The following is a 16,223-nucleotide window of genomic DNA, read 5'->3' on the forward strand; positions in this document are numbered from 1 at the left end:
TTGTACAATCAGGATGCGAATAACCAAGGGAAGCGCTGATGAACATCGACTGGCCGACGATCCGCAACTGCGACGCCGACGCACGGCACGGCGCGACCATCGAACTATCGGGCTGGATGATTCCGCTCGATCCGCAGGCCGACTCCGTCGACTATTTCTTACTGAGCGCTGACGAACCTTGCTGCGGCGGGTGCGTGCCACGAAATCCGTTGACCTCGATCGAAGTGCATGCGGCTATGCCGATCGCGCCGCAAGCAGACGCCTTGACACTGCGCGGCCGGCTCGTGCATCTGGTGGACGACCCTGCCGGCTGGCGGTATCGATTGGTCGATGCGAAGCCGCTCGATCTTGTCGAGACGCCGTCGCCACGAACGTTCAGCCGGCGCGCGTTTCTGACATCCGGTGCGGCGCTCGGATTGACGGCTTGTGCGCCCGGCCGTTTCGGTGGCTACACCGAGGCGCACGACGGCGCCGCGGCGCCGACATGGCAGCCGCCCGCGGGCACGCTCACCATCGACATGCACAGCCACGGCGGCCGCGTGATCGTGTCGCGCAATCCAGCGATCGGCGCGCATCGTCCGTTCATTCCGCTTGCCGCGCCGATGCGCGCCGGCGGCATGAACGTCATTTGCCTTGCGATCGTCACCGATACGACCGTCACGCGTGTTGCCGACAACCGTAAGCGTTTCGAAGCCTGGCGCGATCCGCAGCCCGGCGAACTCTATGCGCTCGGTCAGACCGAATTCCAGCGAGCCCGCGAGCTGATCGAACGTCAGCAGATGCAACTGGTCACGAACACGGCGTCGCTGACGGCTTCCGGTCCGCTCGGGCCGTGCGCGATCATCTCCGCCGAAGGCGCCGATTTTCTCGAAGGCCAGGTGGATCGGGTCGATGAGGCGTACACGCAGCACCGGTTGCGGCACCTGCAACTGACGCACTACCGCGTGAACGAACTCGGCGATATCCAGACCGAGCCGCCGGTGCACGGCGGCCTGACCGATACCGGCGTACAGGTGATACGCCGTTGCAATGCATTGGGGATCGTCGTCGATGTCGCGCACGGCACGTACGATCTGGTCAAGCGCGCGGCCGACACGTCGACCAAACCGCTCGTGCTGTCACATAGCGCGTTGGCCACGCATCCGGGCGCGCGAAGCCGGCTCATCACGGCGGACCATGCGCGCGCGATCGCGGCCACGGGTGGCGTGATCGGCGTGTGGCCAAGCTCGGGGACATTCAAGGATTTGCATGCGATGGCCGAAGGCGTCAAACGCGTGGCGGATGTGGTCGGCGTGGAGCATGTCGGCCTCGGCACGGACATGCTCGGGTTTATTTCGCCGCCGGTGTTTCGCAGCTACGAGCAGTTGCCCGATCTGGCCAGCGCGCTGCTGCTTGCCGGTTTCTCGCCGGAGGAAGTGGGCGCGATTCTCGGTGGGAACTATCGGCGCGTGTTTCAGGCGTCTGTGGGTTAGGCCGATCGTTCAAGCAAGCCCTAGCGCCCCGCCGCCCACAGTAGCGACAGCCCCGAAGACAACATCAACCCGTCGACGACCAGTTTGAATGTCGAGGGACTCATCCGAACCACGATCGACCGCGCGGCAAACGAGCCGACCATCAATGCCGAGCCGGTGATCAAGCCATCGATCACCACATGCAAAGGCAACGCGCCGAAATGATTGAAGACCGCAACTTTGGCGGCATAAACGGTCAGGGAACCCGCCGCTTCGGTTGCGAGAAAAGCGCCTTTCACGAGGCCGTAAGACATGAACACGGGCACCGTGATCGGTCCGGTAGACACGACGATTCCGGTGAGAAAACCCACCACGCCGCCGATCAGGGAAAGCTGCCACAACGAGAACTTGATATCCCGGCGCGCGAGCCAGCGCCGCGTGGGCACCATCGCGACGAAGAACAACCCCAACGCAATTTCGACCGCATGCGGCGGCAATGCGAGCAGCGTTCGCACGCCCAGCGCCGCGCCCGGCACGGCGGTCACGCAGTAGGCGCCGCACGCCCGCCAGTCGATCTCGCGCCACCACGCGAGGACCTTGCCGAAGTTGCCCATGATCGCGGCGATCGCCATGATCGGCACCGCCTGTTGCGGACCGAACAGCATCACGAGAACGGGCATCAGCATCATCGACGAGCCGGTGCCGACCACGCCGCTCAACATGCCGGCCAGCAATCCGACGCACAGCACCAACAGATATCCCATGTCGCCCCCAATGGTGTGGACGACAATTCTACCTGTGGCGTGTTGCAGCGCTATCGCAGCTTAGCCACCTTCGTCGTCGAAGGTTTTCGGATAGACCCGCACAAGCACGATACGCGGCCCTTTCATCTTCTTGACCACGACGTCGAAGCGGTCGAACTCGACTCTCTGCCCTTCGCTGGGCAGATCGTTGAGCGCCTGAATCACGAGGCCGCCGACCGATTCGGCCTTGCCTTCGTCGATGTCGATCCCCAACGCGCGTTCCAGCGACACCACCGGCAAGCTGCCCTTGCCCATCAAGGTGCCGTCGTCCATGCGCGTCCAGTCGGCGTCGCCCTGACGGAACTCGTCGTGAATCTGGCCCACCAGCGCGCCGAGCAGATTGTCGAGCGTCAGGAAACCGATCGGCTTCTCCCGCTTGTGGCCGACCAGCGCGAAGTGCGGCGCGCCCTTGCGGAAGCGGCGAAACAGTTCGAGCGCCGGCATTTCCGGCGTGACGTATTGCACAGGCCGCGCGTATTTGGAGAGATCCTCAAGCGTGCTGCCCGCATGGCGGGCCAGCAGCAAGTCCTTCAAATGGATCATGCCGGCCACGCGCTCGCCGGATGCGTCTTCGAACAGCGGATAACGGCTGAAGCGATGCCGCGCCACCACCTGCATGTTTTCGCGCAACGGCAAATCGCGGCGCAAGCCGATCATTTCGTAGGCCGGACGCATGAGGTCCGACACGGTCATGCGCGAAAAATCGAGCGAGTGCGCGATCGTGTTCCACTCGTCCTGACTGTAGGCGCCGTCCGCCGAACCCAGTTCCGTGGCGACGTTAGCGCGGCGGCCGCGCAGGATCAGCTTGAGTTCGTCGGTGGAGTAATGCGAGTCGTGGCCGTGATCGGCGTCGAGCCCGGTGAGTTTGAGCACGGCGTTGGCGCTCGTATTGAGCACCCAGATTGCCGGATACATGGCCCAGTAAAAGCCGTAGAGCGGCGTGGCGGCCCAGAGCGATACCTTTTCCGCCTCGCGGATCGCCAGCGACTTCGGCGCCAGTTCGCCCACCACGATATGCAGGAACGAAATGCACGAGAACGCGAAGAACAGCGAAATGCCGTGGATCAGCTTCTCCGATTCCACGCCGAGCAGACTGAAGACCGGTGTGAGCAACTCCGCGAACGCGGGCTCGCCGATCCAGCCGAGCCCGAGCGACGCCAGTGTGATGCCGAGCTGGCAGGCGGACAGATAGGCGTCGAGGCGCCCGTGCACCTTGCCCAGCAGACGCCCGCGCATGCCATGTTTGGCGGCAAGGCTTTGCACGCGCGTCTGCCGCAGTTTGACCAGACCGAATTCAGCGGCAACAAAGAAACCGTTGAGGGCAACGAGAAACAATGCACCAATAAGGGCGACGACCTGGATCAAAGCGAAAGGCTCCGGCAACAAAAGTTGTCAGTATAGAGGGTGAAAGCTCGGTGAAATCTGCATCGTGCAACCGAAGTGGCGGAGTCCAACCGTTCACTTTGCCGCGCTTGCGCTCAGCGGGATGCGTAGTGCGAGCGTGGCCATGTTGCTGCCGGCTGCGTCACCTCCGATTGCTTCGCCCTGCTCGAAACTGCCGCCGTGCGCTTCCGCGACGCGCTTGCACAACGCCAGCACCCATGCGATCCGTCTCGCTTCGCGCGGCTCGCGCGCCTGCTTGCGGGCAAACGCTTCGAGCACATGAGGCAAGGCGGGATCCTGCAACGCAGCGCAGTTCGTGTCGTACAAGAGGCTGGCGTGCCATGTGCTCGTGTCGGCTTTCGTGGACAGGACGACCGTGGCGCCTTCCGGGCTCGTTTCGACTGCGAACGTCAGCATCAGCCATAGCGCGGCAGCGAGGCGCTCGCGGTCGCCCTTGAGTTGCTCGGTGGCGAGTTGCGAGTCGAGCGTGACTTCCACGCCGCGCGTGCGAGCCAGGCCCGAGCGGACTTCTTCCACGGTTTCATCGAGTAACGGATGCAGTGGGAATGACGCATAGGCCAGCGCCAGCGATTTCGTTTCGGCGCGCGTGGCGTCGACGATCGTCTCGAGCAGCTTGACCTGCTGGTCCACGCCATTACGAATGCCGGTGACGGCGCGCTGCGCGTTGGGGTCGTTCGCGTCGAGCTTGCGCTCCAGCACGTACGCCCAGCTATGGATGGCATTCAACGGACCGCGCAGATCATGCGACACCAGCGAGAGCACATGGTCACGCATGAACAGCGCGGTTTCCGCGCGCAGGTGCGCGGTGCGTTCGGATACGGCGAAGCCGGAAGGGACCGTTTTTTCGCCGGCAGTTCCGGTTGAAGACGTTGTCACGATCGAGCCCTCTCAGGCAGTGCATGATGATTGAAAGAAGCCCCATTATAGGCATGCCGTCCGGCGCGACCAGCTTGGCCGGACGGCCAACTGGCACGCAATCCACGTGCCACGCGGCAATCCTCGGCATGCGGCGCCAACACGCCTACAATGTCGGTTTTTACGTTTTTGACCTGAGGAGCGACATATGTCGACTGTGACTACCGAATCCGGCTTGAAGTACGAAGACATCGTTGAAGGCACTGGCACCGAAGCAGTGGCCGGCAAGACCGTCAGCGTGCATTACACCGGCTGGCTGACCGATGGCCAGAAGTTCGACTCGAGCAAGGACCGCAACGACCCGTTCGCCTTCGTGCTGGGCGGCGGCATGGTCATCAAGGGCTGGGACGAAGGCGTGCAAGGCATGAAGGTCGGCGGCACGCGCAAGCTGACCATCCCGCCGCAACTCGGCTACGGCGTGCGCGGCGCGGGCGGCGTGATTCCGCCGAACGCAACGCTCGTGTTCGAAGTCGAATTGCTGGGCGTCTAAGTTTTTCGCTGTACTGTCCTGCGCACCGTCGATGAGCCACGCCGCCGTCACCGCTCCTAGCGTTTCGCTGCGCCGCTACGGCGCGATCGAGGCGTCGGACGTGCACGACTTTCACCAGGTCGTGCTCGGCCTCGACGGCGCGATGATGATGGCGGTGGACGGCGTCGCGCAACGGCTTGATGCCGGTTCCGGCTGGCTGATCCCGGCGGGCGCCCGGCACGATTACGCGGGCGTCGGCGAAAACCGGCAGTTGGTGCTGGATTTGCCGGCCGCGTCGCTGGCCGTGCCGGAACGCTTGTTCGACCGCGCGCGGGCCGTCTCCGTGGAAGGCTCGCTTGCGCAACTCGTGCATCGCATCGCGGCGCACGCTACCGGCGGTGCTCTCGGCGACGATCTGGATTCACGGCGTTTTCATTGGGACGCAGCCGCGCGCCTCGGCGCCGCGTTGGTGGCCGACGCGGGCACAACGGCCGGCGCACAGGCGGCTGGCGCGGGGCTCGACTTTGCACGTATCGACCGCTGGTTGCGCGCGCATTTGTCGGAGCCTTTGCGGATCGCCGACCTCGCCGCGCATTGCGGTTTCGGGATGCGGCGCTTTCATCAGCTTTTTATCGAGGCCTTCGGTGAGACGCCGCATCGCTATTTGCAGCGGCTGCGGCTCGATACGTCGATCACGCTGCTCGCCGATCCGCGCATTTCGCTGACCGATATCGCGTTGGATATCGGCTTCGGCGATCAGAGCGCTTACACGCACGCGTTCACGCGGCGTTTCGGGCTGGCGCCCGGTCAGTGGCGCGCATTGCGTCACTGAGTTTTCACTGCACTGAGTCTCACTGCGCGAGCCGCCTGAACGGAGCGGCCCGCTTGTCCTGCCTTGAGCTTTCGCTCAAAACCTTCGCTCAACCCGCCAGACCGCGCTCCAGATCACCGCGGATATCACCGGCGTTTTCCAGACCGACGGCAAGACGAATCAAGCCTTCGCTGATGCCCGCCGCCGCGCGCGCTTCCGGCGTCACGCGACCATGCGTGGTCGTAGCCGGATGCGTGATGGTGGTACGCGTATCGCCGAGGTTGCCGGTGATCGAGCAGATCTTCGTGTTGTCGATCACACGCCATGCATTCGCGCGCATTTGCTCCGGCGTATCGCCCTTCAGTTCGAACGAGAGGATCGCGCCGCCCGCCTTCTGCTGACGCATGGCCAGCGCGTGCTGCGGATGCGATTCCAGCCCCGGATAGAACACGCGATTCACGGCCGGATGCGTGTCCAGCCAGCGTGCGATTTCGAGCGCATTCGCCGACTGCTTTTCAACGCGCAGCGACAGCGTTTCCATGCCCTTGAGCAACACCCATGCGTTGAACGCGGACAGCGTCGGCCCGGCGCTGCGAACGAACGGGAACACCTTTTCCATGATGAACTGCTTCGAGCCGACCAGCGCGCCGCCAAGCACACGCCCCTGACCGTCGAGGAACTTGGTGGCCGAATGCATCACGACGTCCGCGCCGAGCTTCAACGGCTGTTGCAAGGCCGGGCTGCAGAAACAGTTGTCGACTACGAACAGCGCGTTGGACGCCTTGGCGATCTTGCTGATCGCTTCAATGTCGGCGACTTCGGTCAACGGATTCGACGGCGTTTCGAGGAAGAACATCTTCGTCTCCGGACGCACGGCGTTTTTCCACGCGTCCAGATCGGTCGGATCGACGAACGTGGTCGTGATGCCGAACTTGCTGAAGATCTGCGAGAACATGCCGAGCGTCGAGCCGAACAGCGCCTGCGAGCTGACCAGATGGTCGCCCGCCTGCAACGCCGACATCACCACCGACATGATCGCCGCCATGCCCGACGCCGTCGCCATGCAGGCTTCGCCGCCTTCGAGCGCGGCCAGACGATCCTGGAACATGGAGACGGTCGGGTTCGTGAAGCGCGAGTAGGTGTAGTTGTCTTCGGAATTCTTGAATTTTTCGGCCGCGTCGGCGGCGCTCTCGAACACGAAGCTCGAAGTCAGGAAAATCGCTTCCGAATGTTCGTTGAAGTCGCTGCGCACCGTGCCCGAGCGGACTGCCAGCGTGTCGAAGTTCAGGGAGTCGTCCATGTTGGTTCTGGTTTCCAATGTTCCATGGCTGCGTTCGGCGTCTGCGGCTCACGTGTGAGGTGAGTATGTGAGGCCGAACGGCAGCAACAAAAAAGCCCGCTTTTGCGTCGGCATAAGCGGGCTTCATGTGCGGGGGAAAGCTGGAGCGGAGGTAGATAAATGCGGCTTTTCCACCATTCGCTTTAGCTGTTTCGGGTTGCCCCGCGTCCGCAAGCTGAGTTCAAATCGACGCAAGCCGTCATGCTAACACGCTCCCGGCGTGGCGTGCAGCGTGCCGCGCCGGGAGCGGATCATTCAAGCCGCGCTCAACCCACCGACAGTTGCAGATGCAGTTGCGAACGCGCCGGTGCGCCGCCGTCGATCGCTTCGCTGGCGGCGTCGCGGTCCGATTGCGAGGACGGTGCGAGACGCGCCCTTTCGATGCGGTCGAGGTACTCGGTGGTCACGTCGCCGGTCACGTAGTTGCCGTCGAAACACGACGCTTCGAATTCCTTCAGCGCCGGGTTGATGTCGCGCACCGCTTGCTTGAGCGCGTCGACGTCCTGATAAACGAGATAGTCCGCGCCGATCATGCGCGCGACCTCGTCGTCCGAGCGGCCGTGAGCGACGAGTTCGCCGCGCGTCGGCATGTCGATACCGTAGACGTTCGGGAATTTCACCGGCGGCGCCGCCGAAGCGAAGATCACCTTGTTCGCGCCGGCGTCGCGCGCCATCTGCACGATTTCGTGCGACGTGGTGCCGCGCACGATCGAGTCGTCGACGATCAGCACGTTCTTGCCCTTGAACTCGATGCCCATCGCGTTCAGCTTCTGGCGCACCGACTTCTTGCGCACGGCCTGGCCCGGCATGATGAAGGTGCGGCCGACGTAACGGTTCTTGAAGAAGCCTTCGCGATATTCCACGCCCAGTTTCTTCGCGACTTGCATCGCGGCCGGACGGGACGAATCGGGAATCGGCATCACGACGTCGATCGCGACGTCGGGCAGCTCGCGCTTGATCTTCTCGGCGAGGTAGTCGCCCATGCGCAGACGCACGTTGTAGACCGGCACGCCGTCGAGTACCGAGTCCGGACGCGCGAGATACACGAGTTCGAAAATGCAGGGGTTCAGGCTCGGGTTCGTCGCGCATTGCTGCGAGTGCAGATTGCCTTCGATGTCGATGAAAATCGCTTCGCCCGGCGCGATATCGCGCACGAATTCGAAGCCGATACCTTCGATCGCCACCGACTCCGACGCCAGGATCCATTCGACGCCTTCCGCCGTTTCCTGCTTGCCGAGGCACAGCGGACGGATGCCGAACGGGTCACGGAAGCCCAGCAGGCCGTAACCGGCGATCAGCGACACGATCGCATACGACCCGCGCACCCGGCGATGCACGCCTGTCACAGCCTTGAACAGCGCGGCCGGATCGAGTTGCAGGCCCGAGCTGGAGAGCTGCAATTCGTGCGCGAGCACGTTGAGCATGACTTCCGTGTCGGAATTGGTATTGATGTGGCGGCGATCGATGCGGAACATCTCATCTTTCAGCTGCTGCCAGTTGGTCAGATTGCCGTTGTGCGCGAGGATGATGCCGAACGGCGCGTTCACGTAGAACGGCTGGGCTTCTTCTTCGCTCGATGCGGAACCAGCGGTCGGGTAACGGACCTGGCCGATACCGGTCGTGCCGGGCAGGCTGCGCATGTTGCGCGTGCGGAACACGTCGCGCACCATGCCGTTAGCCTTGTGCATGTGGAAGTTGCTGCCGTTCGCTGTCGCGATGCCGGCGGCGTCCTGACCGCGATGCTGCAGGAGCAGCAGGCTGTCATAGATCAGCTGATTGACCGGAGAGTGGGAAACTACGCCTACGATGCCGCACATGGCATGTCCTTCAAAGGTACGAAATTCGTCATGGCGGCCGCTGCCTGCGATCGTGTCCCAAGGGACTTCCTTCGAGACGTTAGCGAAGCTAAGCGACCGAACGTAAAGGCAGCCGGTTTGCGCCGGAGTCCTGCTGCGTTTCCCTCACCACTCGCCTGATCGTCACACTCGGACGTAGGCAGCAAGCGTCTCGGGAAGCAGCGGTTTCATTACGTGCACGCCCTCGACCGCATAGGGCCGAAGCAAGGCGTTGCGCCAGAATTCCTGTTGGGGCAGTTCGGTCAAGCCAGCCAGGGCGACCAGAATCAGCACCAGAATGACCCCGCGCACGAGGCCGAACATCAAACCGAGCGACCGGTCCACGCCGCTCAAGCCGGTTGCCTGCACGATGCGGCTCAAAAGGGCGTTCAGCACGCTCGCCACCAGCACCACACCGACCACCACCAGCGCAAAGGCCAGCAGCCATTGGGTCAACGCGCCGCCCGGCCAAGTGGACGGTATGTACGGCACGACGTAACCGACGAAGCGGCAAGCAATGAAAAACGCCGCAATCCAGCCGATCAGCCCGAATATCTCCGACAAAAACCCGCGCCATGTGCCGCGCAGCGCCGACAAACCGATCACCGCCATTACAGCGTAGTCGAAGGCAGTGAACATCGCTGGCTTACTGTGCAGCGCCGCTGTTCGCGCTCGACGTCAAGCCGACCTCGCGAACCTTTGCGATCGCGGCGCTTGCCGCTGCACGGTCGGCGAACGGGCCGGCACGCAGCAACGTGAGCGTGGAGCCGTCAGCCTGCTTTCGATGTTCGGTATATGCGGGCACACCCGCCGCTTTCAACTTGGCCGCCCAATTGCGCGCGTTGGCGTCGTTCGCGAAGGCGCCGAGCTGCACCGCGAAACGGCTGCCCGGCGGCGAAGCCGGCGTGCCGGAATTCGCGTCCGCGCTGGCGGCCGTGTTCGTGTCGTCGGAGCTCGGGGCTTGAGCAACCGGTGCCGGAGCCGTCGCGGCGTTATGCGTGACCGGCGGTTTCGCCGCCGGTTTGGCAGGCGTTGCGGGCGCCGCCGGCGTAGTGTTGGCGGCCACGGACGGTGCCTGCGCTTTAGCCGCCGGCTTGGCTGCGGACGCCGCTGCGTTCGTCTCCGCGCCCGGTTGCTTTGTGGCGCCGGACTGGCCTTGCCTTGCTGCCGTTGCCGGCGCAAGACCGGATGCGGCGAGTGCCGCGTCTGGCGTTGCGGGGTTATCGGGTGCTACGCCGGCCTGCGTGTCTTCCTGGGCTTTGGCAAGCTTCGGCGCGGGACGGCTGGGAATGTCGATGGAGATGTCGTCTGTGACGGGCTTGGGGTGCGAGTCCAGCACCATGGGCAGGATGACGACCGCTGCCACGACCATCGCGATCGCGCCGACGAGGCGGCGACGCGCACGCTGCTTTTCCGGCAACGTAGGGTCGAGCAGCATCGCATCGGCGTCGACGGTGCGCTCCGTGCGGCGGGTTCGCCGCTCCACGCGCTCGCCACGGGCGGCCCGGGTGGAACTGGTGTTTGCGCCGCGCCGGGTGGGCGCGTCGTCTTTCTTGCCGAACGAGAAAATTCCCATGAATCGCTTGGTTCGAGCCTGGCGCCCGTTCAGTGTTGCTGCGATTTACGGTAGGCCATCACGCCTGCTACCGTATAGAAACTGCCGAAAACCACGATTCTATCATTCTCTGACGCTCGTTTTACCGCGTCTTGGAAAGCCTCTGCCGGTGAGGCGTAGCGCGTCACGCTGCTGTCGGCGCCCTCGGCCACGCCTTGCTCGCGCAAGGCCGCCTCGAGTTCTTCCGCTGACGCCGCCCGCGGCGTCGGCAAATCGGTCACGCACCAGTGATCGATTTCGCCTTTCAGGTGCGCCAGTACGCCGGCAATGTCCTTGTCTCGCATCGCGCCGAACACCGCGTAGGTGTAGGGGAAGAAACCCATGTTGCCGAGGTTTTGCGCCAGCACAGCGGCCGCGTGCGGATTGTGGCCGACATCCAGCACGATGGCCGGCTTGCCCGGCAGCACCTGGAAACGTCCCGGCAGTTCCACGTTGGCAAGGCCGAGGCGGATGTCTTGTGCAGACACCGGCAAACGGTCGCGCACCGTTTCGAGCCCGGCCAGCGCCGCCGACGTGTTGATCAACTGGTTCGCGCCGCGCAGCGCCGGATACGCTAAAGCCGAACGCCGCATGGTCGGGCCGACGTAGCTCCATTGCTGGCGCTCGCTGCCGGCCTGGCCTTCATAACGGAAATCGCGGCCGAACAGCCACAATTCGGCGCCGATTTTTTCCGCGTGATCGATCAGCGATTGCGGCGGAACCGGGTCCGCGCAGATCGCCGGCTTGCCCGGACGGAAAATGCCGGCTTTTTCGAAGCCGATTTTCTCGCGCGTGTCGCCGAGATAGTCCGTGTGATCGATATCGATGCTGGTGATGATCGCGCAATCCGTATCGAGGATATTGACCGCGTCCAGGCGGCCGCCCAGGCCGACTTCGAATATCACCGCGTCCAGCTTGCGCGAGGCGAACAGGCTCATGATCGCCAGCGTCGTGAATTCGAAGTAGGTCAGCGTGACCGGTTCGGCGAGGCTCAGGCGCGCGGCTTCGACGGCTTCGAAGTGCGGCAGCAGATCCGCGTCGCTGGCCATTGCGCCGTTCACCCGCGCGCGCTCGTTGAACGACAGCAAATGCGGCGACGTGTGGCAGCCGACCGTGAACCCGGCGCGCAGCAGAATGGATTCAAGGATCGCGCATGTCGACCCCTTGCCGTTCGTGCCGCCGACCGTGATGACCGGACACGCGAACGACAGTTGCATCGCGTCGCGCACCTGGCTGATGCGGGCCAGTCCCATGTCGATACCGACCGGATGCGCGGATTCAAGGTGCGTGAGCCACGCGTCGAGGGTGGGGAATGTGGTCATCGGGTGAATCGCGAGTGAATCGATTAGGCAGTGTTGCGAATGGGCGCGGAGCGAAGCGATCGGCTGCGGCTGCGGCTGCGGCTGCGGCTGCGGCTGCGGGCAGCAGCTTAGTCCGGCGGGCAGTTTATGCGCGAAAACCGCACCCGTCCGCGCTGGCCGACGTCAGCGACCGTCGCCGCGTTGCGAGACGGTGATTATCCCGGAAATGACAGCGCGCCGCTTGATCACTCACGCGGCGCGCTATTTTTTACTGCTTTTCTGACGGCCGCCGCGCTCGAGAAAGCGCAACGACGGTTCACGGCGGAGGCCTGCTTACGCGACCGCGTCAGCCGGTTGATGGCTCAGCAGCGCCATCAATTGCGCGATTTCTTCACGCAGCTTGCGACGGTCGACGATCATGTCGATCGCGCCCTTCGTCAGCAGGAACTCGGCGCGCTGGAAGCCTTCCGGCAGCTTCTCGCGCACGGTTTGTTCGATCACGCGCGGACCGGCAAAGCCGATCAGCGCCTTCGGCTCCGCGATCACCACGTCGCCGAGGAACGCGAAACTGGCCGACACGCCGCCCATGGTCGGGTCGGTCAGCACGGAGATAAACGGCAGCTTGGCTTCGGCGAGCTTGGTCAGCATGGCCGTGGTCTTCGCCATCTGCATCAGCGACAACAGGCTTTCCTGCATGCGCGCGCCGCCCGAAGCGGTGAAGCAGATAAACGGCACCTTCTGTTCGAGCGCGTTCTGCGCGCCGCGCGCAAAGCGCTCGCCGACCACTGAACCCATCGAGCCGCCCATGAACGAGAACTCGAAGCAGGCCACCACCACCGGCAGCGTATGGATCGCGCCGCCCATGACGACCATCGCGTCGGTTTCGTCCGTGTCGTCCATCGCCTCTTTCAGGCGGTCCGGGTACTTGCGGCTGTCTTTGAACTTGAGCGCGTCGACCGGGACGATCTCCTGGCCGATTTCGTAGCGACCTTCCGGATCGAGCAGGCCGTCGAGCCGCTCACGCGCGCCGATGCGCATGTGATGGTCGCACTTCGGGCAAACATGCAGATTGGCCTCGACGTCGTTGCGGTACAGCACCGCTTCACACGACGGGCACTTGATCCACAGCCCTTCCGGAATCCCCTTGCGGTTCTTCGGGTCGGTTTGTTTGATTTTCGGCGGCAGCAGTTTGTCGAGCCAGCTCATAGTGAATCCTTCTCGGGTCTACGATCGCGCAAACGGCGGGACAAGGCCGCCGCTCACACTACAGAAGACAAAAATAACTGTTATCGGGCAGTCGCGACACTATCCAGCGCCTCGCGCACTTCAGCGACAAAGCGCGTCAGCGTCTCGGCAGCGGCTTCGGGGGCCGCCTGTTCGAGCAATTGCACGATACGGCTGCCGATCACGACGGCATCGGAGACCTCGGCCACCGAACGCGCGGTTTGCGCGTCGCGGATACCGAAACCGACGCCCACCGGCAGGGGGACGCGCGACTTGATGGCCGGGATTTTACTCGCGATGCTGGAAACGTCCAGATTTGCCGCTCCGGTCACGCCTTTCAACGACACATAATAGACGTAGCCGCTGGCTATCTTGCCGACTTCCGCGATACGCTCGTCGGTCGAAGTGGGCGCAAGCAGAAAGATCGGATCGATACCCGCAGATCGCATCTGTTCGGCGAAGTTAGCACACTCTTCCGGCGGATAGTCGACAACCAGCACGCCATCCACGCCTGCCTCCTGCGCCGCCTTCGCGAAGGCTTCCGTGCCCATGCGTTCGATCGGATTGGCGTAGCCCATCAGCACGACGGGCGTGGTGTCGTTGGTTTCGCGGAAGCGCTTGACGTCGGCGATTACGCGGCGCAGCGACACGCCATGGGCCAACGCGCGTTCCGACGACTGCTGGATCACCGGGCCGTCGGCCATCGGGTCGGAAAACGGCACGCCGAGCTCGATCACGTCGGCGCCGCCGGCGGCGAGCGCATGCATGAGTTCGACCGTGCGCGCGGGGTCCGGGTCGCCAGCCGTCATGAACGGAATCAGGCCTTTCTTACCCTGGGCGGACAGCGCAGCAAACGTGTTCTTGATACGGGACATGGAATATTCTCGGATTTGGGTTACTGCGCAGCGTGCTCATTGCACGTCGCTCATTGCACTTCGGTCTGCCGTTGAGTTTTGGCTTTGACCCGACGCGCAACAGGCGGATTGGCGGCCGCGCTGACGCGTTCGCGCGCGATCGCGCAGTAACTTTCATTGATTTCATAGCCGACGAATTCGCGCTGCTGACGGGCGCAAGCGACTGCGGTGGTGCCGCTGCCCATGAAAGGGTCGAGCACGCGGCCGCCCTTCGGACAACTTGCCAGCACCATCCGCTCGACAATTTCCAGAGGTTTCTGGGTAGGGTGCGCGACGCGCTCGGCATGTTGCCGATGCAGCCGCGATACCGACCAGACATCCTTTGGATTATAGCCAACCTCGAGCCACTTACTGCCTTCGAACAATTTACGCGAACGCGCCTTCTTCGTGGCGGCATCGTACGGGATGCGGACGGGATCGAGATCGAAGAAGTAATCCTTCGACACCGCGAAAAAGCCGATGTTGTCATGCACCGAAGTGAACCGGCGCACCGTTCCGCCCATGCTCGGCACACGCCGGTCCCAGATGATTTCGTTGATCATCGTGAGTTTTGTCTTCAGGAAGCTGAAGATTTCCGGCGCGTACTGCCAGGTGCAGAAAATATAGAGCGAACCCGACGGCTTGAGCTTCGGAATAGCCAGTTCGAGCCAGCCACGCGTCCAGGCGAGAAAATCTTCGCCCGTGCGCATGTCGGAGTCGTTGCCATAATCCTTGCCGAGCCCGTAAGGCGGATCGCATACGATCAGGTCGATCGATCCGTCGGGAATGTTCGACACATCGGTCAGAAAATCGCGGTTCAACAGCTGGATGCCGGCAGGCACCTGCGGCAACAGCGACGCAGGCGCCTCAGCCGCCGGACTATCGGCGGCCGGCGTGGTTTCAATTGCCGGCTGCGGCTCGTCGAACTCGTCACGCATCGTCGCGGCGCTCAGAACTGAATGCCCGATCGCTCAGCGACCGTATGCATGTCCTTGTCGCCGCGGCCCGACAAATTGACCAGAAGGTACTTGTCCTTCGGCAGCGTCGGCGCGAGTTTCGCGGCGTAGGCCAGCGCGTGGCTGGATTCCAGTGCCGGGATAATGCCTTCGATGCGGCAGCAATCGTGGAACGCCTTGAGTGCTTCTTCGTCGGTGATGCCGACATATTCCGCGCGTTTGCTGTCTTTTAACCATGCGTGCTCCGGACCGACACCCGGATAATCAAGGCCCGCCGATACCGAATGCGTTTCAATGATCTGGCCGTCGTCATCCTGAAGCAGATATGTGCGGTTGCCATGCAAAACGCCGGGACTTCCGCCGATCAACGATGCGGCGTGGCGGCCGGTTTCGATGCCGTCGCCGGCTGCTTCGACGCCGATCAATTTCACCGACGTGTCGTCAATGTACGGGTAAAAGATGCCCATTGCGTTCGAACCGCCGCCGACACACGCAATCACTGCATCCGGCTGACGACCGACCAATTCCGGCATTTGTACTTTGCATTCGTCGCCGATCACGCGCTGGAAGTCGCGCACCATCATCGGATACGGATGCGGACCCGCCACCGTGCCGATGATATAAAACGTGTTTTCGACGTTGGTGACCCAGTCGCGCATGGCTTCGTTCAGCGCGTCCTTCAAGGTCCGCGAGCCGGATTCGACCGGTATCACGGTCGCGCCAAGCAACTTCATGCGGTACATGTTAGCGGCCTGACGGCGCACGTCTTCCGCGCCCATATAGACCACGCATTCCATGCCGAAACGCGCGGCGATGGTTGCTGTCGCCACGCCATGCTGGCCGGCACCGGTTTCCGCGATCACACGCGGCTTGCCCATGCGCTTGGCAAGCAGCGCCTGGCCAATCACGTTGTTGATCTTGTGCGCGCCGGTGTGATTCAGGTCTTCGCGCTTGAGGAAAATCTGCGCGCCGCCGAGCATTTCGCTCCAGCGCTGTGCGTGATAAATCGGCGACGGACGGCCGACGAAATACTTCAATTCGCGCTCGTATTCGGCGACGAATTCCGGGTCTTTCTGATATTTCTCGTACGCAGCACGCAGCTCGTCGAGCGCGTGAACCAGTGTTTCAGCGACGAACACGCCGCCAAACTGGCCGAAATGGCCTCTTTCGTCAGGCAAGTTATACATGGTGATCACTCTTCTCAGTGTGGCGCGCGGCTCTCGTGCGA

The 16,223-nt window shown here is 63.2% G+C and carries 15 protein-coding genes; 3 read left to right on the forward strand and 12 right to left on the reverse strand.

Annotated features, from left to right (window positions below; genetic code table 11):
• Nucleotides 1-38: 38 nt before the first annotated feature.
• Complete coding sequence (locus HF916_RS27200; RefSeq protein WP_168791823.1) at nucleotides 39-1,472, forward strand: dipeptidase; 1,434 nt, start codon at nucleotides 39-41, stop codon at nucleotides 1,470-1,472.
• A gap of 20 nt (nucleotides 1,473-1,492) precedes the next feature.
• Here the strand turns inward: HF916_RS27200 and HF916_RS27205 are convergent, their stop codons facing one another.
• The 3 genes from HF916_RS27205 to HF916_RS27215 all read right to left on the reverse strand — a co-directional run bounded on the left by HF916_RS27205 (nucleotide 1,493) and on the right by HF916_RS27215 (nucleotide 4,534).
• Complete coding sequence (locus HF916_RS27205; protein WP_168791824.1) at nucleotides 1,493-2,215, reverse strand: sulfite exporter TauE/SafE family protein; 723 nt, start codon at nucleotides 2,213-2,215, stop codon at nucleotides 1,493-1,495.
• Between the two features lie 60 nt (nucleotides 2,216-2,275).
• Complete coding sequence (locus tag HF916_RS27210) at nucleotides 2,276-3,619, reverse strand: hemolysin family protein (RefSeq protein ID WP_168791825.1); 1,344 nt, start codon at nucleotides 3,617-3,619, stop codon at nucleotides 2,276-2,278.
• Between the two features lie 93 nt (nucleotides 3,620-3,712).
• On the reverse strand, nucleotides 3,713-4,534 hold the full coding sequence (locus tag HF916_RS27215; protein WP_168791826.1) for a sensor histidine kinase: 822 nt from the start codon (nucleotides 4,532-4,534) through the stop codon (nucleotides 3,713-3,715).
• 187 nt (nucleotides 4,535-4,721) lie between these two features.
• Here HF916_RS27215 and HF916_RS27220 point away from each other — a divergent pair, with 187 nt between their 5' ends.
• Nucleotides 4,722-5,063, forward strand: a complete 342-nt coding sequence (locus tag HF916_RS27220) for an FKBP-type peptidyl-prolyl cis-trans isomerase (protein WP_168791827.1) — start codon at nucleotides 4,722-4,724, stop codon at nucleotides 5,061-5,063.
• Between the two features lie 31 nt (nucleotides 5,064-5,094).
• Nucleotides 5,095-5,874, forward strand: coding sequence for an AraC family transcriptional regulator (locus HF916_RS27225; RefSeq protein WP_168791828.1), 780 nt, complete (start codon nucleotides 5,095-5,097; stop codon nucleotides 5,872-5,874).
• A gap of 88 nt (nucleotides 5,875-5,962) precedes the next feature.
• On the opposite strand, the gene HF916_RS27230 is transcribed toward HF916_RS27225, so the two are convergent.
• The 9 genes from HF916_RS27230 to trpB all read right to left on the reverse strand — a co-directional run bounded on the left by HF916_RS27230 (nucleotide 5,963) and on the right by trpB (nucleotide 16,182).
• Nucleotides 5,963-7,153 (reverse strand): O-succinylhomoserine sulfhydrylase, encoded by a 1,191-nt coding sequence (locus tag HF916_RS27230; protein WP_168791829.1) that lies wholly within the window; start codon nucleotides 7,151-7,153, stop codon nucleotides 5,963-5,965.
• Nucleotides 7,154-7,458: 305 nt separating this feature from the next.
• Complete coding sequence (gene purF, locus HF916_RS27235) at nucleotides 7,459-9,009, reverse strand: amidophosphoribosyltransferase (protein WP_168791830.1); 1,551 nt, start codon at nucleotides 9,007-9,009, stop codon at nucleotides 7,459-7,461.
• A gap of 162 nt (nucleotides 9,010-9,171) precedes the next feature.
• The gene (locus tag HF916_RS27240) at nucleotides 9,172-9,666 is read right to left on the reverse strand and encodes a CvpA family protein (RefSeq protein ID WP_012428627.1); all 495 of its coding nucleotides are present in this window, start codon (nucleotides 9,664-9,666) and stop codon (nucleotides 9,172-9,174) included.
• 7 nt (nucleotides 9,667-9,673) lie between these two features.
• Nucleotides 9,674-10,603 (reverse strand): SPOR domain-containing protein, encoded by a 930-nt coding sequence (locus HF916_RS27245; RefSeq protein ID WP_168791831.1) that lies wholly within the window; start codon nucleotides 10,601-10,603, stop codon nucleotides 9,674-9,676.
• A 29-nt stretch (nucleotides 10,604-10,632) separates the two neighbouring features.
• Nucleotides 10,633-11,943 carry a bifunctional tetrahydrofolate synthase/dihydrofolate synthase gene (gene folC, locus HF916_RS27250; protein WP_168791832.1) on the reverse strand — a complete coding sequence of 437 codons (1,311 nt, stop codon included), beginning with the start codon at nucleotides 11,941-11,943 and terminating at the stop codon, nucleotides 10,633-10,635.
• A gap of 312 nt (nucleotides 11,944-12,255) precedes the next feature.
• Entirely contained in the window at nucleotides 12,256-13,128 is an 873-nt protein-coding gene (gene accD, locus HF916_RS27255; protein WP_091804851.1) for an acetyl-CoA carboxylase, carboxyltransferase subunit beta, read from the reverse strand.
• Nucleotides 13,129-13,208: 80 nt separating this feature from the next.
• Nucleotides 13,209-14,021, reverse strand: a complete 813-nt coding sequence (gene trpA, locus HF916_RS27260) for a tryptophan synthase subunit alpha (protein ID WP_168791833.1) — start codon at nucleotides 14,019-14,021, stop codon at nucleotides 13,209-13,211.
• Between the two features lie 50 nt (nucleotides 14,022-14,071).
• Nucleotides 14,072-14,977, reverse strand: coding sequence for a DNA-methyltransferase (locus tag HF916_RS27265; RefSeq protein ID WP_168791834.1), 906 nt, complete (start codon nucleotides 14,975-14,977; stop codon nucleotides 14,072-14,074).
• Between the two features lie 11 nt (nucleotides 14,978-14,988).
• On the reverse strand, nucleotides 14,989-16,182 hold the full coding sequence (gene trpB, locus HF916_RS27270; RefSeq protein ID WP_168791835.1) for a tryptophan synthase subunit beta: 1,194 nt from the start codon (nucleotides 16,180-16,182) through the stop codon (nucleotides 14,989-14,991).
• Between the last annotated feature and the right edge of the window lie 41 nt (nucleotides 16,183-16,223).

The sequence above is a fragment of the Paraburkholderia aromaticivorans genome (assembly GCF_012689525.1).
GTDB lineage: Bacteria > Pseudomonadota > Gammaproteobacteria > Burkholderiales > Burkholderiaceae > Paraburkholderia > Paraburkholderia aromaticivorans_A.